Source organism: Mesorhizobium sp. M1409 (assembly GCF_040317535.1).
Taxonomy (GTDB): domain Bacteria; phylum Pseudomonadota; class Alphaproteobacteria; order Rhizobiales; family Rhizobiaceae; genus Mesorhizobium.
In genome coordinates, this window is record NZ_JAMYKV010000020.1 from 1 (window position 1) to 20,978 (window position 20,978).

A 20,978-nucleotide genomic window follows, 5' to 3' on the forward strand; every position below is an offset into this window, starting at 1 on the left:
TGATCCGTGCATCGAGAATAGGATGGTGCATGGTCAGGCTCCTTGTTGAAGAAGCTCGCCATGCTCTGCTCTAGCCGAACGACGCTCAACGCGAGCGCGACGACCGGTTCTTGATCTCTACCTCAACCGCAGGCGCCCCTCCCGCGCAGCGGGTTCGTTCATCGGCCCCCAAGGCGTGATGCTGGTGACACCGTTCCTCGTCTGGCCAATCAAGGCCGAGGAAAACTCACATGGGCCATTCTTATTTCGATGATGCTAGCCGAGAGAGAGCCGCTTGGAATGCAGACAAGAAGGTGGGCACAAAGCGTCCGCTGACACAGAAACAGATCTGGGCAGTTCGCTTCTTCCTCGATCGCGAGCGACGTGTCCGGGACCGTGCTTTGTTCGATCTTGCGATCGACAGCAAGCTTCGCGGCTGCGACCTGGTCAAGATCAGGATTCGTGATCTAGTTGCCGGACCGGAAATCCGGACCCGTGCGATCGTCGTGCAGCAGAAGACAGGTCGTCCAGTCCAGTTCGAGATCACCAGCGACGTAAGAGCGAGCCTGCTGGCCTGGCTCGAACGGCGTGGAGGCACGGTCGAGGACTACGCCTTCCCAAGCCGGATTGATCACGCACGCCATATGAGCACGAGGCAGTACGCGCGTCTGGTTGACGAGTGGGTGACCGCAGTCGGACTGCGTCCAGAGGAGTATGGGACACACTCTCTTCGGCGCACGAAGGCATCAATGATCTACAAGGCGACAGGCAATCTCCGCGCCATCCAGATCCTGCTCGGTCACTCCAAAATTGAGAACACCGTCCGATATCTAGGTGCCGATGTGGAGGACGCGCTGCTCTTGGCTGAGCGAACCGAAATTTGAAGTTGAGCGGCTATCCGACGTAGCGCGGACGGCCGCTTCAACGCGCTAGGTGGGTTGCTGGCCTGTCGGTCTCGGGGTGGGTTGCGGACAGTCCGCTCCTGCATCGACCGGCCTGAAAAGCAGACTTCGGCGATTGGGTAATTTGGGCCCGCAATCAGACCGCCGGCTTTCGGCGCCCGTGCGCCTAAAGCTGACGTTGAGGTCATAGGCCGCGACGTGATGGCGGTTCCGCTATCAGATCATGTTCGACATACCGAGCGCAGTAAGCAGGTTGTTTTGAATAGGAGCGACGGCCAGATTCAGTCCCTCCACCCCGAAGTCCATGCCCTCTGGCATGACGACGGTGCGCAATGGGCGCCGTTCCGTAGCCTCGACTAGCCGTGCGATGGCGTCAGCCACCAACTGAGGGCGGGGTGGATTCGCAGGATCAAGTCCCTGATCGGAGTTGTTTTTGATTTGGCCTGGGACCAACGCAACTGCGCCATATGTCGCCAAGACCTGCTCGTCCGAGGGCGCTGGGCTAGATGGAAGCAGATTGCTCGGAAATGGCCCGGGTTCCACGATCACCGAGTCTACGCCGAAGCTGGACAGTTCATATCGATATGCCTCGGCAAGCGCTTCAAGCGCGAACTTGCTCGCGGAATAGACACCAAAGAACGGAAAGATGACGCGCCCCATCAACGAGGTGACATGGATCAGCACGCCGCTACCCGCAGCACGCATATGGGGTAGGACGGCGCGGTCGGCCCTTACGGCCCCAAAAAAGTTCACCGCAAATTGCTGCTCGATGTCTGCCACCGTGTAGGCTTCGGTCACGCCGACGAACATCGTGCCTGCGTTGTTGATGAGCGCATCAATCCTGCCGTGTTGCTCGACGACCCGATCGATCGCAGCGTTGACCGACGCTTCGTTCGTCACATCCATCTCAATGACCTGCAGCTCATGCCCTTCGGCTATTGCAGCGTTGATTAGCTCACTGCCTATCTGGCTGTTTTTGCCTTCGATGTCGCGCATGGTCGCGACCACCACGTGCCCGCGCCTGGCGAGCTCCAAGGCGGTGAGCTTTCCAAAACCGCTGCTCGCCCCGGTAACAACTACAACCTTACTGCTCATTTTCTCGATCCTCTCGCTTGCCCACCTAACGGGACAAGCGGCATATATACAGACCTGTATGTCTCTTGCAAAGGGAAAATAGACAGACTATTCTGTTTTTTACACCGAGCGCGCACTGGCAGGCGAGAATGAAAACTTTGGATGTGAGTGAGTACCTCGACCTGGAATCGCGGTCGCTGGACGCCCTGGCTCCGCGAGAGCGAATTCTGAAAACAGCGTCTGAACTATTTTACCGGAACAGCATCCATACGGTGGGAATAGATCGCATCATCGCCGAGAGCGGCGTCGCAAAGATGACGTTCTATAAGCACTTCCCCTCGAAGGCCAATCTTGCAGCTACCTATCTGCGCCACAAAAGCGCGCTGTGGTTCGACATGCTGGCGACTGCAACCGAACAAGCCGGACCGGTGCCGCTGAATCGCGTGCTGGCCATATTCGACGCACTGAACGAGTCCTTCCAGGCGCCTACTTTTCGCGGCTGTCCTTTCGTTCGAGGGCTGGCCGAGTTCGGACCGGACGCGGAAACCCCAGAGGTGCAGGCAACGCTCGCAGCATATTTCCATGACTTACATGAGTTTGTCGTGTCGCTCGTCCAGCCCTTGAAGTTAAAAAATCAAGAGAGCGTGGTCGTTCAGATCCTAGCGCTCATCCAGGGCTCGCTCGTGAACGCACAAGCCATGAGGGGGGGCGTTGAACCTCTTGCAACGCGCGATGCGGCCAAGATGCTGCTCGAGGCTGCGGTTGAGCGGGGCTGATCGAAGGAAATTTCGGCGTCTGCGGCGCCTGATGGTCAGCTCAGACTAAAAAAACGTGGCCACAGGCCGAGCGCGAGAATTTGGCGGCGAATGGAGCGCATTCGGCCGCAGCTCGATGAAGAAACTAAGCGCGACATCAATGAGGACTAACGATGCATATTCCAGCTAGAAAATCGAAAGAGATAAATACGTTAGAGGGTACGATATGGAAATATTTCCTAAACAGTGAGGTGGGCATTTCATATCAAACGCTGACGATGATAAGTCCACAATCAGGTCAGCACCTGAATAAGGAAACCAATGAAATATACTTTATTGTTAAAGGGACGGCGAAATTTGTCGTTGGCGACAAGGAGTACGACGTGGGTGAGAAAGACGTCGTGGTCGTTGAGGCATGTATTGCTCACTACATTGAAACCAGTGCTCTTACCTACTTAACTATCACAAGACCGGATTGGAAACTCGAGCAATATCAACACGTGGATTAGTGTGGCGGTCAATGACGCCAGGGGCCACGGTTTCGTGAAGGCTTCAACCCCTTCAGAAATTTTCAGGGCATGTGGAGAGCGAGGGTCCATGGCGATGGCCCTAGTGAAATAGGCGCCCCAGTAAGTTGGCGAAGGCTGCGTGCCGCCCGCTTATCGCGGGCGGCCGCAATCTAAATCAGGCAGAGAGAGACCGATTGGTTGCGACTGCGCCAGCTCGGGTGAACTCTGCATCCGGCTTGGAGAACGATGCCATGATGGCGTCGCGGTTCGAAGGAGCGCGTTTCCTGTCAGCGGCGGCGAGCGCAGCCTTGAGTTCGTGGGCGGTCAACTCAGTGCAATAGGCGGGAGTGCCCGGATGCAGTCGCCAGGACTCCTCAAGAGTACCCGCATCCACCGTATCGAAGCCAGTGACGCTGATGAGATCGGATACAAGTGCTTTGGCCGCGGCGTCGTCACCCGAAATCGGGATGGCAATGCGACCTGGAGCACCGGCCTCCAAACCGGCCTCTGCCAATGTCTGCGTTAGCAGCGCGTTCCAAGCCTTAACAAGGGGACGCCCCACCTGCTCGCTGGCCCAAACGGTCTCCGGCTTGCCGCTATCAACCTCGAAGATTTTGCTGTCACGGGTTGGATAGTAATTGGAGGTGTCCACCACGATTGCGCCAGCAGGGGCGCCGGCAAGAATCGTTGCCAGGTCTGGGTTCTTGGCAAAGGGCACTGACAGGATGACCACATCGGCATCCAGTACTGCCGCCTCTCTCCCAACGGCCTGGATGCCGGTGCCGGCAACTGTGTCCGCAAGACTTTCGGGGCCACGCGAGTTCGCCAGTTTCACCTGGTGGCCAGCGGCGTCCAGCTTCTTTGCAACCAGCGAGCCGATGTTGCCGGCCCCAATGATTCCGATTTTCATTTTACATCCTTTGGTTTTCAAATTTTAGCAGGGTGAGCGAAGTCATGAAGAGTGTCTCGCAGCGCAATGATCTCGTCCTCGGACATTTGACAGGCACTCTTGATCTTGCCGGAGATGGTCCAGACCTCGTCCTTGATGCTGTGAGCGGCAGGTGTGAGATCGACAAGGACCCGGCGTTCGTCCTCGGGATCGCGCATTCGCGTCACCATCCCGCAGGTATCGAGCCGCTTGAGCAATGGGGTGATCGTGCCGGTGTCCATGCCCATAGCGTTTCCAAGATCACCTACGGACCGGGGCGCGGACGCATAGAGCTCCAGCATCACAAGGTACTGGGGAAAGGTCAGGCCCAGCGGATCGAGGAACGGCTTGTGCATGCGTGCCATCCGGCCCGCCGCCCCGTACAGGGCGAACGAGATTTGCATTCGAACCAAATGTGACGCGCTTTTTTGAGGTGCCATACCATAGCCCAAAGAGACAAACCGAGTTCACTGGCGAACTAGTATCTAGTGCACTAGATAATGTAGCTATGGAGGATTGCAACCCTCCAGCTGCTGGAGTCAGACCGCGTGCGCGACTAATCTTCCGGCGAATGCGCCTTGGAGGGCCTGGGGTTCTCGAAAACCTGATCGACATATGCCCGGCAGGGGTCCCTCGGGTGGGCATCGGGGACGCTGGGCAACGGCAGCTTTCGGGAGAGGATGCCGCGGCCCCAAACGACTGGAGGGGGCGCGTTGTTGATGTGGCCCGCAGCGAAGGAATGGCAGCTTTTACGATTTCGAGCTTAGGGCTGGAATGACCGAGATGGGGTCGTATGGAGAACGGCAGCTGATCTCAAATGCCTGCCGAGACCTGACAGTCCGGTTACGGCCCAAAGGCGACATCAGACTGGCGCTTGGCAAAGACCGCGTCTGGCGCCTCTGCGACGTTTCGTTGGCACCACAAGGTAGCAGGCTCGGCCCGGAAATCATTGAAGTTTTTTTGGACAGGGCGCCACCAAAGGTTCATGTTTTTGTTGTGATTTCAATAGCTTAAAGGTAGGTTGGTAGTGGGAGAGCGCTACCGCCTTTCCCCCACCCATCGAACTGCCAGTGCCGACTGCAGCGGCTAACGAAACGAGACCGTCCTGCCTACAAATCTGGCGCAGGGAGTGCCTTGCCCTCCGAAGGCAGAGGTCACAGATTCGAATTCTGTCGGGTGCGCCAGTTTCAATATATATTCCAAAGGATTAGGCCGGCGTGGGTCCGTTAGCTCGATGTCGGGCAATTTGCACGTAAGCGGCAGAGGCCGGTTGCCACTCATTGTACTGGCGCCAATCGATGCGACTTCGTGCGGAATACGGCAAAAGCAGCCCATTTTCTTGCGAAAGTCGGCATCAAACAAGTGGCAGAGTGCTGACTGCTGCTCACAAAGGCAGTGGTCAAAGTCATGCGGCCCGTAGTGGATTTGGACACGTAATGTTAGAGGTGCTCATCATCGCACGCGGCTGGAATTGGGCCGGGCACTGACCGGCTGCTACCGGGGAGCTCTGTCCAGAACCTGCCATTTCGCTATATTCACAATCCGCTTGCGATCCAGGCTCCTTCGCTATCACGCCGCTGCTTGATCCCTACGGCCTAGCGATTGGGCGAAAAGGATAATGACCGAGGTCGCCCTCAATCCAACATTTTTACTTACGTATTAATCAAGTAAAATTAAGTATATTTGAATGAAATGTCCTCCTATCGTCGCGACTGCCGCCTGACGGGCCGTGTGGTGTTCCTCGCGACCCTTGGGTTTCTGGTGGGAACGCATCCAATAGAACGGCAAGAGCCGTCGAAAAAATTCATTGATCCCCGCCAAAGCCAGTCAGTCGGCGACCAAATTCGCCATCGCGATCCGAAAGGGGAACTAGAATGACTCTTCTCAAAATTCTGACGGCCGGCTTCTTGGCCGGACTCGCATTCGTTGCCACCGAGGCCTCTGCATCGGTGTTGGACACAGTCAAGCAGCGCGGTGTGCTGAATTGCGGAACTGACAACACCGCACCGGGCTTCGGTTACCTCAACACCGCAACAGGCAAGATGGAAGGCCTCGACGTCGATTTCTGCAAGGCCATCGCCGCTGGCGTTCTGGGCGACGCATCCAAGGTGAAGTTCGTCACCGTAACCGACAAGAGCCGCTTCGATGCGGTCCTGACTGGCCAGGTCGACGTGGTCTTTGCTCACACGACGATGAAACCGGCCCGGGAGTCAGCCATCGCGATCGATTTTCTGCCCATCAATTTCTATGACGGCACGGGGATCATGGTGAAGGTCGCGTCGGGCGCGAAGCAGTTCGCCGATCTCGACGGCGCCACCTTCTGCACGACCCAGGGCTCGGCAACCGAAACCGTTCTCAGCAGTGCATTCAAGGCTCGTGGCTGGAAAGATTCCAAGGTCCTCACCTACGAGAACCTCGAGAAGCTGTTCGCCGCGCTGAACTCGGGTCGCTGCAACGCCATGAGCACTGACCGCTCCGCCCTTGCTGCCTGGGCTGGCAACTCGGCCAAGCCGGCAGACTATCTGATCTTGCCCGATACGCTCGACAAGTCGCCATTCGCCGGCTTTGTCGTCGCGAATGACTCGCGGTGGCGCAACGCGCTTCGCTGGATCAGCTACGGCCTGTTCCAGGCCGAAGAGTCCGGCGTCACGCAGGCCAACCTGGAAGAGAAGCTGAAGAGCAACGATCCCTTCATCCAGAAGTTCCTCGGCGTCGGTGCCGGATTCGGCAAGGATTTCGGTTTGCCGGACGACTTTAACGCGCAGGCGATCAAGGCGGTCGGTAACTACGGCGAGCTCTACGATCGTAACCTGGGGCCAAAGACGAAGATGTTCCTAGACCGCAAGGGCACGCCGAACGCCCCATGGACCGAGGGCGGTGCGATCTATTCCCCGCTGTGGAACTGACCACGTGAACCGACCGGGGCGGGCTCCTCCGCCCCGGCGTCTATCCCTGGCGGCTCGGATCTGGACAATGGCGTTGGAACAGGCAAATGCAGGCGTCGCGCGCTCGGATGCAGCTTCTATCGTTGCGCGCCGACGCCGTAACAGGGTCAAATATCAGGCAACACAGCTGGCGATCGTTGTCGTGGCAATCGCGCTGGTACTGCTGCTCGGTATGCTGGTGAACAGCGGTCTCGCTCAGCGCGGGATCAACTTCACCTTCACCTTCCTTTGGAACAGTGCAGGCTTTGACATAAGCGAGGGGAAGACCGTTGTTTTCGATCAGAGCATCGGGCCAAGACTCACCGATTTCACTGCTGACCTCAATCTCGCGCAGGCGTTTGTAGCCGGCCTCTTCAACACGCTGAAGGTCGCGATCCTCGGTATCGTGCTCAGCACTGTGCTTGGCACTCTCTTCGGTGTTGGACGACTCTCAACCAACTGGGTCGTCCGTAATCTCTGCTTCTGGGTGGTCGAGTTCGTAAGAAACACGCCGCTCTTGATCCAGATCGTTTTCTGGTATTTCGCGGTCGTCCTGCAGTTTCCTGCAATCGCAAGCGCCGCCAAGTTTTATGGTGTGATCATTAGCCAACAGGGACTTTATCTGCCGACACTCACCTGGCAAGGCGCAGGCGATGCGGTGGCCCTAGTTCTGTTGACAGCATGCGTCGTCGCCATCGTCGGAACGATTTTCGACCGCGGCAGGGCGCGCTGGTTATGCTGCGCCGTTGCGGTTGTCGTTTTTGCCCTGATGCTCGGTAAGGGCACGATCGCCGTCGATTTTCCGATGGCCTCGAAATTTAAGGCGAGCGGCGGGACTAGCATCAGCCCTGAGATGGCCGCGCTGCTCCTGGGTATCGTGTTCAATAGCGCGTCCTACATCGCGGAGATTGTCCGTGGTGCGATCGATACGCTGCCCAAGGGCCAATGGGAGGCCGCGGCCGCACTTGGCCTAAGCCGTAGAGACATCGTCAACGACATCATCCTGCCCCAGGTCTTCCGGGTGGTACTGCCTTCGTTTGGCAACCAGTATATCAGTCTCACCAAGAACACCGCGCTTGGCATCGCCATCGGCTATCCAGACCTCTTCAACATCTATGGCACCGTTGCAAACCAGACCGGCCATAGCCTTGAGGGCATCATCATCGTGATGCTCGCCTATCTAGTAATCAGCTGGATCATCAGCGCTATCGTAGGTGCGATCGACCATCGCCTCAACGCCGTTGGAGCTGCGCGATGATTGCTAAACCTCTGAAATGGTCGCACCACAATCTGTTCGGCAAGCCGTTCGACGTCCTGCTTTCGCTGACGGTGATCCCAGCCGTCATCTGGATGGCCTTTGAGGCTCTGCGCTGGGCGCTCACGGTCGCCCAATGGGACATCATTCCCCGCAGCATCCGCGTGCTCATGATCGGCATATTCCCGGCCGACCAGGCTTGGCGGGCTTGGACCGCGGCCCTGATCATTACCGCGCTGCTTGGTGCGGGACTTGGCTGCGTTTTCGCGCTCCGAAGACACCACGGGTTGGTGCTTGCTCTCTGCGCACTCGCCTGCTTGGCGGCCGGGTTTGTCCGGGATCCTGTGGCGGTGGGCTTCGCGATGGCCGGCCTAGCCCTGTTTGGTGGCACCTGGTTCGCCAGCTCCCACTCTACGGTTGCCCGGCGCTTGGTTCTACCGGGTGCCGCCGTGGGCCTCATCGCCATCTTTGCCGTCATAGCGCCCCCCGGAGTGGGCCTGTGGGGCGGTTTGCTGCTCAGCATCCTTCTGACCCTCGTGACATCCATCGTAAGCCTTCCTATCGGCATCCTCTTGGCTTTCGGCAGACGTAGCCGCTTCTCGAGCGTGCGCTGGATCTGCACCGCCTATATCGAGGTAATGCGATCAGTGCCGCTTATCCTGGTCATCTACTGGATCTGGATCATCATGCCGGTGCTCACGCCACAGCTGAGCATTGCCGACGTGGCGCGAGGCATGATCGGCTTCACGATTTTCTACTCCGCCTACGTTGCAGAATACGTCCGGAGCGGCCTGCAGGCGGTGCCTCGCGGCCAGGTCGAGGCGGCCCGGTCTCTCGGCATGGCCGAATTCGACATCAACCGGTCCATCGTTCTGCCCCAGGCGTTGCGCGTCGTCGTGCCCGCCCTGGTTGGCAACGTTCTCGATATCTTCAATGCCGCGCCACTGGTCTTCATCATCGGCCTTACGGACTTCCTGCGCGCGGGCCAAATGATTCTCGCGAATCCCGAATACAGCAATCGGACCTATGAAGTGTATGCCTTCCTGTTCTTGACATATTTCCTGATCGGATCGGTCATAACCTTCGTAGCCCGTAAACTCGAAGCCCATCTGGCGCGCGGCAGCCGCTGAGCATCAACCAAAGAGGAGCCGATCGATGAATGCGATTGTCGAAATGTCGGGCGTGAACAAGTTCTATGGCACCCACCATGTCTTGAAGGACATCGATCTCTCGGTGACGCGGGGCGAGGTCGTGGTCGTGGTCGGCGCCAGCGGATCTGGAAAATCGACGCTCATCCGCTGTGTTAACGGCCTGGAAATGTACCAGACCGGCAATCTTCGAGTGGATGGCTACAAGATGCCTGTCCAGGCGGACCGCGTGCTGGGCGGCGAGCGCGAACTGGTGGCCATCCGCAAGGGCGTCGGGATGGTGTTTCAGCAATTCAATCTCTTCCCGCACAAGACAGTTGTCGAGAATATCACGATCGCTCCGATGCGTGTCCGCAAGAAATCTAAGAAAGAGGCCGAGGACACGGCATTGAAACTCCTCGACCGGGTCGGACTTTCAGCGCACTCCCACAAGTACCCAGGCCAGCTGTCCGGCGGGCAACAGCAACGGGTGGCTATCGCCCGTTCGCTTGCGATGGAGCCCCATCTGATGTTGTTCGATGAGCCGACCTCCGCCCTGGATCCGGAGATGATCGGCGAGGTGCTCGACGTCATGCGGGAGCTGGCGGCCGACGGTATGACGATGATGATCGTGACGCACGAGATGGGGTTTGCGCGGGAGGTGGCCGACCGCATCGTTTATATTGATCAGGGCAGTATCCTTGAGATCGGCGAACCGGACGAGTTCTTCGACAACCCCAGAAACGATCGAGCCCGCTCGTTCCTGGCCCGTGTCTTGAAACACTAGCGACATCCAAGGATTCCAATATGAAAGTTCGGCTGCCCACAGATCCCGCCCGCGCCGATCTTCTGGCCGCGAAGCCGACCCTTTGGCTCAATCCCTTGTATCGCAATGGAGCCATCGGTGACGCTGAGCTTCCGATTTCGCCCAACGATGTAACCGATGCTTGTAGAAACTGGGCGCGATTGGCGCCCCTGCTGGCGGCGTGCTTCCCCGAACTTAAGGCGACGTCAGGACGGATTCGATCTGAGCTTGTTGAGCTCAAGGAATTGCATGAGGCCCTTGGCTACAGATCGAGAGAGTTCGGCCGCACCCTCATCAAGGCTGACAGTCATCTCCCCGTGGCTGGCTCCATCAAGGCGCGGGGAGGTGTCTATGAGGTTTTCCTATTTGCCGAGGAGCTCGCCCGAAAGACCGGACTTCTCTCCGACGACGATGACATTGTGAAGCTGGCCGACGACCCAGCCCGGGCACTCTTCTCAGCCTATACCCTCGCCGTCGGCAGTACTGGCAATCTCGGACTGAGTGTCGGAATCGCCGCCCGCGCCCTGGGCTTCAAGGCGACCGTGCACATGTCGTCGGATGCCAAGGCTTGGAAAGTTGAGCGCCTTCGCCGTCTTGGCGTTGAAGTCGTTCAGCACGAAGCTGACTATACAACCGCGGTGGAGAACGCACGGGACAAAGCCGCCTCGGATCCAACCATCTATTTCGTCGATGATGAACAGTCGCGTCACCTCTTCCTGGGATACAGTGCCGCAGCGGGTGAACTAGCAGAGCAACTTGCAGATCTGGGGATCCCGGTCGACGCGGATCATCCGCTATTTCTATACCTGCCTTGCGGTATAGGCGGGGCCCCCGGAGGCGTGGCCTACGGCGCAAAAGCCATTCTTGGTGACCACGTCCACGCCTTCTTTGTCGAGCCTACCCAGTCGCCATGCGCACTTGCGCATATGATGTCCGGGTCCAAGGCACTCGTCTCGGTCTATGATATCGGCCTGACCAACAGAACCGAAGCTGATGGCATGGCGGTCGCGCGAATGTCGTCATTCGTGGCAACAGTGATGCGCGAAATGCTGGCAGGCATTTTCACGGTTGCCGACGACGACCTGTTCAGGTTGCTACGTGCGGCATGGTTAACTCAGGGTCAGAAGCTGGAGCCATCTGCGGCCGCGGCGCTGATTGGACCGAATTTCATCGTCCGACATGAAGCTGGACGCCGATTCCAGCGGGAGAGAGGCCTTCAGGCGAAGATGTCTCGTGCGACCCACATTCTTTGGACCACGGGCGGTTCATTCGTTCCGCAGGAGCAGTTCAAGAACTTCCTGCAGCAGGCGGAAGCTCTTGCCGAGGGCTCTGAGATCGGCACAGGTTCGAATGGTCGTGCTGCCGCTGCTTTGGGGTAATCCTCGCGGCGGCTTATGACAGAATCGGCTTGCGCGTTATCTCGTCTATGAAGATCTGCAACGCCGGGCTTCGTTTCTCTCCCTTTCGGAACGCTAGGAAAATCTTGCGCCGGATTTCCGGAACGACTTTGCATACCCATACGTCTTCGAGGTCGTGACTGGCCCGAAGCCCAGGAAGTATCGAAATGCCATACCCCTGTCGGATCATGGCAATCGTGACCTCGAAACCCTTGCAGCGTGCGACGATGTTTGGTTTGAAGCCGGCTGCCTGACAGGCATCGGCGAGCATTCGTGTGTAGGTTTCGGAGGCAGTATCGATTGCCCACCTTTCGTTCTTGAGCTCCTTGAAGTTGACGGTTGGGCGCTCCGAAAGCTGGTGATGCTTCGATACCATTACGTTGAAGACGTCTTCCAACAGAAAAATGGTTTCGATGTTCGGGTCCAGCGCGCCTGTCGGGATGTTGAGGTCATCGATGATTGCCACATCCGTCTGCCAGCTTCGAAGCGCGGCGACGCTCTCGGCCGGCTCCATTTCGTCGAACTGAACTGTCAAACGCGGATGCATGTCTACCAGACGGTGTACGACCCTTGGAATGAGAGCCGCAGCGACCGACGGGAAGGCCGCCACGCGAACTTCGCCGGACACTACGGTTTTCAATTCAGCGATTTCCGCACGCGCCGATTCGATCTCCTGAAGTATCCGCTCCGCTCGCTCCACGAGTTGTTGGCCCGCGGCCGTCATGACGACGCCACGACCGCGCCGCTCGATCAGCTTGATTCCCACTTCGTCTTCCAGAAGCGCAATCTGTTGTGACACCGCAGATGGGGAGACGTAGAGCGCTTCCGCCACCGCCGCCATGGTCTTGCGGATCGACAATTCGCGCAACGCGCGCAGGCGACCGATGTCCACTTGGTCCTCCTCGATCCTAACGATCAATCATTAGCATCCCTGAAGATATATGCAAATATTATTAACTTTTTCTGGATCATCGCTCAAACTAACGTTCGGCAGCAGGAAATCCTGACTGTGGAGACTAGCGATGGCCAACTCGCCGAAGGCGTTTTTTTCAACTCACGTCGAGGAGCGCGACCCTCTCGTGGCGAATGCACTTGCTGCAGAACGCGCACGGCAGCAAAACCAGATCGAGTTGATCGCATCCGAGAATATCGTGAGCCGCGCCGTCCTCGACGCGCTAGGCCACGAAATGACGAACAAGACTCTCGAAGGCTATCCGGGCAACCGTTTCCACGGTGGCGGAGAGTTCGTAGACGTCGTCGAGCAGGCTGCGATCGATCGCGCGAAGGAGCTTTTCAACTGCGGTTACGCAAACGTTCAGCCGCACTCGGGCACCCAAGCCAATCTTGCCGTGTTCTTCCTGCTTCTGAAGCCCGGCGATAAGGTTCTTTCGCTGGACCTCGCTGCCGGCGGTCACCTCTCGCACGGTATGAAGGGTAATCTCTCCGGCCGCTGGTTCGACGCCAGCAACTATGGCGTAAATCAGCAGAATGAGGTCATTGATCTCGATGAGATGGCGCGGATCGCAGAAGAAGTGCGCCCCAAGCTGCTCATCACAGGTGGTTCGGCCTATCCGCGCGAACTCAATTTCGAGCGCATGTCGAAGATTGCCAAAAAGGTTGGCGCCTATTTCATGGTTGACATGGCGCATATCGCAGGCCTGGTTGCCGCGGGCGTCCACCCGTCGCCTTTCCCCTATGCCGATATCGTGACTTGCACGACGACCAAGACCCTTCGCGGTCCGCGCGGTGGCCTGATCCTCACGAATAACGAGGACTGGTATAAGAAACTGCAGGCAGCGGTTTTCCCAGGCGTTCAGGGCTCCTTGCACAGCAATGTCCTAGCAGCAAAAGCGATCTGCCTGGGTGAAGCTTTGCGCGACGATTTCAAGGTTTATGCACGTCAGGTGACGTCAAATGCCAAAGTTCTGGCGGGAACACTTGCTGATCGCGGCATCCGCATCGTGTCTGGAGGGACCGATACGCACATCGTTCTTCTCGATCTCTCCAACAAGGGGCTGATCGGTAAGCAGGTCGAGGTCGTACTCGCCCGAGCGAACATCACATCCAACAAAAACCCTATCCCTGGCGACAGCCCCCGTCCTCCGGAGTGGGTCGGCATGCGCCTTGGTACATCGGCAGCGACGACGCGCGGGCTTAAAGAGGAGGAATTCCGCATACTCGGCAACGTGATTGCAGACCTCATCGATGCCGAAGCCGTCGGCAAGGCAGATGACGTGGTCGAAAGTGCAAAAGCCAAGGTCGCAGCACTAACCAGCAACTTCCCGGTTTACGGGCGCTGACGTAACTCCACCGGCCCCCAAGCATGCCGCTCGCGCTACCGCTTCGTGCGGCATGGCTTTTTACATCCGCTCATGAGTACCCGAGCCCTCATCCATTGGAGCATACGACATGGGAATGGATAGATTTACCAGCGCTGCGACCATCGATGGCAAACAGTTTGCCTCAAACCTGCTGGAAACAATCAAGAGCGATGTCGCGGCCCTTAAGGGCCAAACGGAGGCTATCCCTGGATTGGCCGTCGTGCTTGTCGGATCTGATCCGGCAAGCGCTGTTTACGTTGCTGCGAAGCAGCGCCAGACAGTGGCTGTCGGAATGAAATCATTCGAGCACCGGTTGCCGGAAGAGACTTCGCAGGAAGAGCTGATGCGTCTTGTCGCTCGCCTCAATGTCGCTGCGGAAGTCCACGGAATCCTCGTCCAGCTGCCGTTGCCCAAACATCTCGATCCAAACGCTATCATCCAGGCGATCAATCCGGACAAGGATGTAGATGGTTTCCACGTTTCGAACGCAGGCCGGCTGGCGACCGGACAGCCCGCTCTTGCTCCCTGCACGCCGCTCGGATGCATGATGCTTATCAAGGATGCGCTCGGCACAGACCTTGCTGGCCTCCACGCAGTCGTCATCGGCAAATCGAACATCGTCGGCAAGCCGATGGCGCAGATGTTGCTGAGCGCGAATTGTACAGTGACGATCGTTCATTCGCACACCAAGAACATCGCGGATATTTGCCGCTCGGCCGATGTCCTCGTCGCAGCAGCCGGACGACCCAGTCTCGTCCGCGGCGACTGGATCAAGCCTGGCGCCGTCGTCATCGACGTCGGCATCAATAGGATTGAGGAGGATGGCAAGTCGCGGATCGTTGGCGACGTTGCCTTTGCAGAGGCCGGACATGCCGGTGCGATCACGCCAGTTCCCGGCGGTGTCGGCCCCATGACCATCGCCTGCCTGTTGTCGAATACGCTGACCGCCTTTCGTCGTCAGCGAGTGGCTTGAGCAAGAAACCTAGGATCTTTCCAATGACCGACACAAAACAGCGCTTCGCGCTTCGCGTCGCATGCCCCGCGATCCGGGGTGTCACTGCTGCCATAGCGACTTACTTGTCCGAAAGCGGATGCAACATCTCTGATAGCGCACAGTTCGACGATGGCGATACCGGACGCTATTTCATGCGCGTGAGCTTTCAGCCCGACGAGACGCGGACACTCGATCAGCTTCAGCAGGGCTTCGATCCTATCGCCAGCAACTTCGGGGCAACCGCCGAGTTCTTCGACGAATCGGTCAGAAAGAAGGTGATCCTCATGGTGTCACGCTTCGGCCACTGCCTGAACGATCTCCTCTACAGATGGCGCATCGGAGCGCTTCCGATCGATATCGTAGGGGTTATCTCGAACCATATGGAATACCAGCGCGTAGTCGTTAACCACGACATCCCATTCCATTGCATCAAGGTCACAAAAGAAAACAAGCCCGAGGCCGAGGCGGCGCAAATGCGCATCGTGCAAGAATCCGGAGCTGAGCTCATTATTCTCGCCCGCTATATGCAGGTGCTTTCAGATGAAATGTGCCGACAGATGTCGGGGCGGATCATCAACATCCATCACTCCTTCCTGCCGAGCTTCAAGGGCGCAAATCCCTACAAGCAAGCCTACGAGCGCGGGGTGAAGCTCATCGGCGCGACTTCACATTATGTGACAGCGGACCTGGACGAGGGTCCGATTATCGAGCAGGACATTGTGCGGGTCACGCACGCACAAAGTGCCGAAGACTACGTGAGCCTTGGCCGCGATGTTGAGAGCCAGGTTCTCGCCCGTGCGATCCACGCTCACATCCATGGTCGCGTTTTCATCAACGGAAGCAAGGCGGTGGTCTTCCCGGCATCGCCCGGATCCTATGCCTCCGAACGCATGGGGTGAGCCCTCCAGCAACCTCAGTCTCAAATGAAAGTGGCAGTTCTGGGCGCCGGGATCGTCGGTGTGACATCCGCCTACCAGTTGGCAAAGGCGGGACACGAGGTGATCGTCATCGACAGACAAAAGGGGCCAGCGCTTGAGACGAGCTTCGCCAACGCCGGTGAAATTTCCTTCGGCTACTGTTCCCCTTGGGCTGCCCCTGGCATACCGTTAAAGGCGATGAAGTGGCTGTTCATGAAGCATGCTCCTCTCATCCTTCGCCCGAAACTAGACACGGCCATGCTGTCCTGGCTGACTAGGATGCTCGCCAACTGCAATTCGGAACGGTACGCGATCAACAAAAGCCGGATGTTGCGCCTTGCCGATTACAGCCGCGTTTCGCTCGCAAGCCTTCGTGCAGAGACGGGCATCGAATACGATGGGAGAACGCAGGGAACTCAGCAGCTCTTCCGGACCAAGCAACAGCTCGACGCCTCGGCAAAAGATGTGAAGGCGCTTGCTGCTGATGGAATTCCCTACGAAGCGCTTGACCGCGATGGGTGCATCAGGTCGGAGCCCGCGCTGGCACATGTCCGGGAAAGGATTGTCGCCTCCTCACCCCAAAGAACGAGACCGGGGGCTGCTCCAAATTTGCCAATGCGCTGGCAAAGACGTCTGAGGAACTTGGCGTCAGTACTTTGGAACGGACATTATCCGGCTAGAGGTGGAAAGCGGCCGCGTGCAGGCACCGGGGCTGCGCGCCTGACGCTATAACAGCGACGACTTTATTGTCGCGCGCTTCGGTTGTCTTCCGGGAAAACCCCTCTCCCTTGTCGATTTGAGCCGGTGGCTACTGAACAACGAGGCATGAAAAATCCAACGAGAAGGGTTTCTGCTGAAGAACGGCATCCATAATGGCAGACGCAAGCGGGAAATAAGGGCTCGCTTCGCCGTCGATGCTGGGTTTCTCCAGCGCCATTGTCGCCAGAACCCGCGCAGTATCCACGCCTTCGACCGTTTCGCCAAACAAGTCGCTGGACAAGACATCAAGGACGCTGCGGCCGGTTCCGAGCCCATGGCCGAGGCGGCTGTTGCGCCCTCCGCCGACCGTGACATGCAGATCGCCGAGGCCGGCAAGCCCGAATGCTGTCGCGGCATGGCCGCCCAGTCTCTCGCAAAGCCTTGCCATTTCCAAACTGGCCTGGGTGAAGGCTGCAGCCGTGGGGTTTTTGGACTGACCGTCCGCACGTTTTTGATCGGGATATCGCGTCTGCATGGCGCTGACACCGATCGCAAAGAAATTCTTGAGTGCGGCGCAGGCTTCGACGCCCGTGACGTCGGCTGTCACCGCCAAACGGTAATAGTCCGTTTCCATGATCGCCGCGAACCGTTCGGCGGTCGAAATATCCTGACAGGCGTAAATGCTGGCGGTCGGCAGACGGTTGGCAAGTTCGCGGGCGATACACGGTCCGCCGATGCCGATGAAGGCGCTCATCATGGGAATACGGAACGGAAGCGTTTGGGCATAGGTCGACACGGTAGAACCTGCCGGGTCGAGCCCCTTTGTCACTAAGGCCACCGGACGGGGTGCTGTCATAAGCCGGTTGAGGATGTCGGTCACCCAGGCGATCCCGGGGCTGCTCACTCCGACAATAATGAAATCGGCGTCGCTGAGGTGGTGAGACCGTAGCCCGTCGAAAGGGATCGCCTCCACGTTGTCAGATAGCGCGTAGTCAAGTTTGGGATGAACCCCGCCCGGTTGCCGCATGGCAGTCACGATGTCGCTGTCGAGCGGCGTACCGACGAGCAGCACCGTGTGGTTGTTCTCGGCAGCGGGGACGCATAGGGCTGTACCCATCACACCGGCACCGAGTACGACGATTTTTGCCAAGATGACCTCCTCATGTCGTTTCAATTAGGAGGCGCAGCCGCTAGCGCATCATCGCTGCGACATTGCCGCCGTCCACCGTGATCACGGCTCCGGTGCTGGCCCGAGCCTTGGCGAGATGCACGAAGGCAGCCGCAACGTCGGAACCCGTTACCTCGCGGCCGACGAGGTTGCCACGCATATAGGCCTCCGGTGTCAGGCCGCGCGCGCGGCTTCTCTCGCTGACCATCTCGTCTGTCATCAATCCGGTACGGATCCTGTCGGCGTTGACTGCATTCGACGTGATGCCGGATGCGCCGTGCTCGATCGCGTATTGACGCATCAGCGCCATCAGCGCCGCCTTCGACGTGCCGTAGGGGCCGAAATCCGCCCCGGGATTCACGGCCTGTTTCGACACATTGAAGACGATCGCGCCACCGGTCTTCTGCTTTTCCATCACCTGCACGGCGGCACGAGCCATATAATGATGGGCCCAGAAATTCAGTTCGAATGCCTTCCGGAAGGTATCCTCCGGCACATCGAGCAGCCGGCCCTGAAACGCCGCGCCGGCATTGGAGATCAGGATGTCCACCCCGCCAAAATAGCCTGCCACTTCGGCGATGGCGGCGTCCACTGCGGCGGGATCGGTAACGTCGCAGGCGACGCCGAGCCCGCCCAGCCGCTTGGCCTGGCGTGCCACGGCGTCTTCGGCAATGTCGATCAGCGCAACCTCGGCGCCCTCGGAACGAAGCGCTTCGGCGATGGCCAGACCAAGCCCGCCAGCGGAACCGGTTACCACCGCCACCTGCCGGGTCAGGGGCTTTTCCACCTGCTTGGTCAGTTTGACCTGCTCCAGCGACCAGTATTCAATATCGAAAAGATCGGCTTCGGGTAAAGCCTCGAACGATTCGATACCCTCGGCCTTGGTAATCACGTCAATCGTTGCTTCGGCCACATCGGCGCCGACAAGCGCGTTCTTGCGCGTGGCGCCAGCTGCAAACAGGCCGATCCCGGCGACATAGAAGACGCGCGGCATCGGATCGAGCATCGTCTTTCCGCCGCCGACACGGGCATTGTTGCGCTCGAAATAGGCGCGGTACTCCGCTTGGTAGACCGCGACCGCGTCACGGACCACCTCCGCCCATTCGCTCAGAAGCCCCGAGATAGGCGCAGGCAAGGCGATGCCGAAGCGCTTGATATGGATGACGTGTTCGGGTGTCGCATTGCCGCGTTTGACGAGGCCCGCCACCGTCTCGGCGTTGCAAAAGTCGAGCACCTTTTCACTGGTCCGGTGTTCGAGGATGAGACGCTTGGGTGCTCCCTCGACGCCGGTGTCGATGGCGATGGCACCGCGCAGGATCGGCGCGATCTCCGCCACCGTGGCCATCTCCACGGGCAGTTCGACGGGCGTAAAGGGCCTGGGCCGGCCTTTTGCCAACCTCCGTTCAGCCTGGTCGATCTTGTCGATCATGTCCTCATAGGCTGCGCGTGGATCGTCAGACCAAGTGAAAATACCATGCTTGAGAAGGATCATGCCATCGCCCCGGGGATTGGCGCGGAAGGCCGCATCGCACGCCTTGGCCAAGAGGAAGCCAGGCATGACATAGGGAACGATGATCGACTTGGGGAACAGGTCGCGGATGAGGTCTTCGCCATGCGGCTGGTTCGTCAGGGAGACGATCGCATTGGCATGGGTGTGGTCGATATGCTTGAAAGGGAGCAATGCATGCAGGATGGCTTCGACGGACGGGTTCGGTGCGTTCGGGTCCATCAGGAGCCGCCGCTGCAGCATCACCATCTCGTCATCGCTCAATTCGTCGAAACCGACCATGGCCTTCAGGGGCTCTAGCCGAACGGCCGGCAAGCCCTGTGGCTCGATCGTGCCCATATCCCAGCCGCTGCCCTTGACGCAAAGCACATCGACCGAGGCGCCGTCCCGATCGGTAAACGCCGCCTTAACCGACGTATTGCCGCCGCCGTGCAGCACCAGTTCCGGGTCTTGCCCGAGCAGGCGCGTCGTATAGGTCCGAATCGCCAGATCGCGGTTTACGCCCTTTCCGACATAAGCCTCGACCACGGATCCAAGCTCGCTGTCGTTCCATCTCGATTTCATCACTATTTCCTCTCTTCCCGCATCCTCGCGAACCGGGTTGCAAAAACCGAATATCCAATGGGTTCAGTGTCAGACCCGGTTTTCCGTGGCGGCGTCGAAGACATGCACCTTTTCGGGCGCGATCGAAAAACGGACATCCGCATGCGTGTCGAAATGGGCCGACTTGTCGACGATCGCCAGGAACTGACCTTCCGGACCCTCGCAGCAGAGTTGCGCCTCATGCCCCATGCGCTCGATCAGCAGCGAGCGCGCGACAATGGATCCCTGCGGATCGACCGTGACATCGGTCGGACGGACGCCGCAGATAACCCGCTGGCCGGTAAACACCTTTACGGATGGTGCGAGCCGAATGAGGCCCGCCTTGGTTTCGGCAGCCAGCGCACCCTGATCGGCGACGACGACGCCGGTCAGGAAGTTGATCGCTGACGAGCCGATGAAGTCGGCGACATACTTGCTCGCGGGCCTGTCGTAGACATCGTCCGGCGTGCCGATCTGCTCGATCTTGCCGGCCCGCATCACGACGATTTTGTCGGCCATGGTCATGGCCTCTATCTGGTCATGGGTCACATAGATCGTGGTCGTCTTCAGCCTGTTGTGAAGCTGGCGGATTTCGGTGCGCATATGCGCACGCAGCTTGGCGTCGAGGTTGGAAAGCGGCTCGTCGAACAGGAACACCGCCGCTTCGCGCACCATCGCCCGCCCCATGGCGACACGCTGGCGCTGGCCGCCCGAAAGCTCCTTCGGATACCGCTGCAGATAGGGCGTGAGATTGAGGATCTCTGCGGCGTGTTCGACACGCCTCTTGATTTCGGTCGGCGGCCGTTTTGCCACTTCCAGGCTAAACGCAATGTTCTCGTAGACCTTCATGGTCGGATAGAGCGCATAGTTCTGGAACACCATGGCGATGTCGCGGTCGCGCGGATGCACATCGTTGACGCGGCGGCCGGAGATCAGCAGATCCCCATAGGTGACGCTCTCCAGGCCTGCGGTCATGCGCAACAGGGTGGTCTTCCCACAGCCGGACGGCCCGAGCAGAACGACGAACTGGTGATCCTCGATCAAAAACGAGATATCCCGCATGATATTGAAGGCACTGAAAGATTTGCCGATGCGCTGATACTCTACGGTTGCCATGAACTTCTTCTCCACGCGT

General features: G+C 58.6%; 18 protein-coding genes and 1 pseudogene. 12 read left to right on the forward strand and 7 right to left on the reverse strand.

The genetic code is table 11. From position 1 onward, the window contains the following. The first annotated feature begins 230 nt into the window (after positions 1-230). The gene (locus NKG99_RS17035) at positions 231-863 is read left to right on the forward strand and encodes a tyrosine-type recombinase/integrase (RefSeq protein ID WP_352869714.1); all 633 of its coding nucleotides are present in this window, start codon (positions 231-233) and stop codon (positions 861-863) included. A 234-nt stretch (positions 864-1,097) separates the two neighbouring features. On the opposite strand, the gene NKG99_RS17040 is transcribed toward NKG99_RS17035, so the two are convergent. Beyond that, positions 1,098-1,976 (reverse strand): SDR family oxidoreductase, encoded by an 879-nt coding sequence (locus NKG99_RS17040; protein WP_352869716.1) that lies wholly within the window; start codon positions 1,974-1,976, stop codon positions 1,098-1,100. 128 nt (positions 1,977-2,104) lie between these two features. On the opposite strand from NKG99_RS17040, the gene NKG99_RS17045 reads away from it, so the two are divergent. Both NKG99_RS17045 and NKG99_RS17050 read left to right on the forward strand, forming a co-directional pair. After that, positions 2,105-2,731 (forward strand): TetR/AcrR family transcriptional regulator, encoded by a 627-nt coding sequence (locus tag NKG99_RS17045; RefSeq protein WP_352869718.1) that lies wholly within the window; start codon positions 2,105-2,107, stop codon positions 2,729-2,731. A gap of 152 nt (positions 2,732-2,883) precedes the next feature. Further along, positions 2,884-3,219, forward strand: a complete 336-nt coding sequence (locus NKG99_RS17050; protein WP_352869719.1) for a cupin domain-containing protein — start codon at positions 2,884-2,886, stop codon at positions 3,217-3,219. A 175-nt stretch (positions 3,220-3,394) separates the two neighbouring features. Here the strand turns inward: NKG99_RS17050 and NKG99_RS17055 are convergent, their stop codons facing one another. Then, positions 3,395-4,129: an NADPH-dependent F420 reductase gene (locus NKG99_RS17055; RefSeq protein ID WP_352869720.1), complete on the reverse strand. Its 735-nt coding sequence runs from the start codon at positions 4,127-4,129 to the stop codon at positions 3,395-3,397. A gap of 17 nt (positions 4,130-4,146) precedes the next feature. Next, positions 4,147-4,503, reverse strand: a complete 357-nt coding sequence (locus NKG99_RS17060; RefSeq protein WP_352869722.1) for a MarR family winged helix-turn-helix transcriptional regulator — start codon at positions 4,501-4,503, stop codon at positions 4,147-4,149. A gap of 1,518 nt (positions 4,504-6,021) precedes the next feature. Here NKG99_RS17060 and NKG99_RS17065 point away from each other — a divergent pair. The 5 genes from NKG99_RS17065 to dsdA all read left to right on the forward strand — a co-directional run bounded on the left by NKG99_RS17065 (position 6,022) and on the right by dsdA (position 11,637). After that, positions 6,022-7,053 carry a transporter substrate-binding domain-containing protein gene (locus NKG99_RS17065; protein WP_352869724.1) on the forward strand — a complete coding sequence of 344 codons (1,032 nt, stop codon included), beginning with the start codon at positions 6,022-6,024 and terminating at the stop codon, positions 7,051-7,053. A 67-nt stretch (positions 7,054-7,120) separates the two neighbouring features. Next, positions 7,121-8,329 carry an ABC transporter permease subunit gene (locus NKG99_RS17070; protein ID WP_352869726.1) on the forward strand — a complete coding sequence of 403 codons (1,209 nt, stop codon included), beginning with the start codon at positions 7,121-7,123 and terminating at the stop codon, positions 8,327-8,329. Further along, complete coding sequence (locus NKG99_RS17075; protein ID WP_352869728.1) at positions 8,326-9,456, forward strand: amino acid ABC transporter permease; 1,131 nt, start codon at positions 8,326-8,328, stop codon at positions 9,454-9,456. The genes NKG99_RS17070 and NKG99_RS17075 overlap by 4 nt, the downstream gene beginning before the upstream one ends. Before the next feature lie 25 nt (positions 9,457-9,481). Further along, positions 9,482-10,240 carry an amino acid ABC transporter ATP-binding protein gene (locus NKG99_RS17080; RefSeq protein WP_352869730.1) on the forward strand — a complete coding sequence of 253 codons (759 nt, stop codon included), beginning with the start codon at positions 9,482-9,484 and terminating at the stop codon, positions 10,238-10,240. Between the two features lie 20 nt (positions 10,241-10,260). After that, complete coding sequence (gene dsdA / locus NKG99_RS17085) at positions 10,261-11,637, forward strand: D-serine ammonia-lyase (RefSeq protein ID WP_352869732.1); 1,377 nt, start codon at positions 10,261-10,263, stop codon at positions 11,635-11,637. A gap of 13 nt (positions 11,638-11,650) precedes the next feature. On the opposite strand, the gene NKG99_RS17090 is transcribed toward dsdA, so the two are convergent. Further along, positions 11,651-12,547: a LysR family transcriptional regulator gene (locus tag NKG99_RS17090; protein ID WP_352869734.1), complete on the reverse strand. Its 897-nt coding sequence runs from the start codon at positions 12,545-12,547 to the stop codon at positions 11,651-11,653. Between the two features lie 130 nt (positions 12,548-12,677). On the opposite strand from NKG99_RS17090, the gene NKG99_RS17095 reads away from it, so the two are divergent. The 4 genes and pseudogenes from NKG99_RS17095 to NKG99_RS17110 all read left to right on the forward strand — a co-directional run. Then, a complete protein-coding gene (locus NKG99_RS17095; protein WP_352869736.1) occupies positions 12,678-13,955 on the forward strand; it encodes a 2-methylserine hydroxymethyltransferase in 1,278 nt (425 codons plus the stop codon). Between the two features lie 109 nt (positions 13,956-14,064). After that, the gene (gene folD / locus NKG99_RS17100; RefSeq protein ID WP_352869738.1) at positions 14,065-14,949 is read left to right on the forward strand and encodes a bifunctional methylenetetrahydrofolate dehydrogenase/methenyltetrahydrofolate cyclohydrolase FolD; all 885 of its coding nucleotides are present in this window, start codon (positions 14,065-14,067) and stop codon (positions 14,947-14,949) included. 23 nt (positions 14,950-14,972) lie between these two features. Then, on the forward strand, positions 14,973-15,869 hold the full coding sequence (gene purU, locus NKG99_RS17105; RefSeq protein ID WP_352869740.1) for a formyltetrahydrofolate deformylase: 897 nt from the start codon (positions 14,973-14,975) through the stop codon (positions 15,867-15,869). 24 nt (positions 15,870-15,893) lie between these two features. After that, positions 15,894-16,590 (forward strand): annotated as a pseudogene (locus NKG99_RS17110) (FAD-dependent oxidoreductase); the annotation flags it as partial. Positions 16,591-16,695: 105 nt separating this feature from the next. Here the strand turns inward: NKG99_RS17110 and NKG99_RS17115 are convergent. The 3 genes from NKG99_RS17115 to NKG99_RS17125 form a co-directional block, all read right to left on the reverse strand. After that, a complete protein-coding gene (locus NKG99_RS17115) occupies positions 16,696-17,736 on the reverse strand; it encodes an NAD(P)H-dependent glycerol-3-phosphate dehydrogenase (protein WP_352869742.1) in 1,041 nt (346 codons plus the stop codon). A gap of 40 nt (positions 17,737-17,776) precedes the next feature. Beyond that, on the reverse strand, positions 17,777-19,825 hold the full coding sequence (locus NKG99_RS17120) for a bifunctional aldolase/short-chain dehydrogenase (RefSeq protein WP_352869744.1): 2,049 nt from the start codon (positions 19,823-19,825) through the stop codon (positions 17,777-17,779). 69 nt (positions 19,826-19,894) lie between these two features. Next, a complete protein-coding gene (locus NKG99_RS17125) occupies positions 19,895-20,959 on the reverse strand; it encodes an ABC transporter ATP-binding protein (protein WP_352869746.1) in 1,065 nt (354 codons plus the stop codon). Positions 20,960-20,978: the final 19 nt, after the last annotated feature.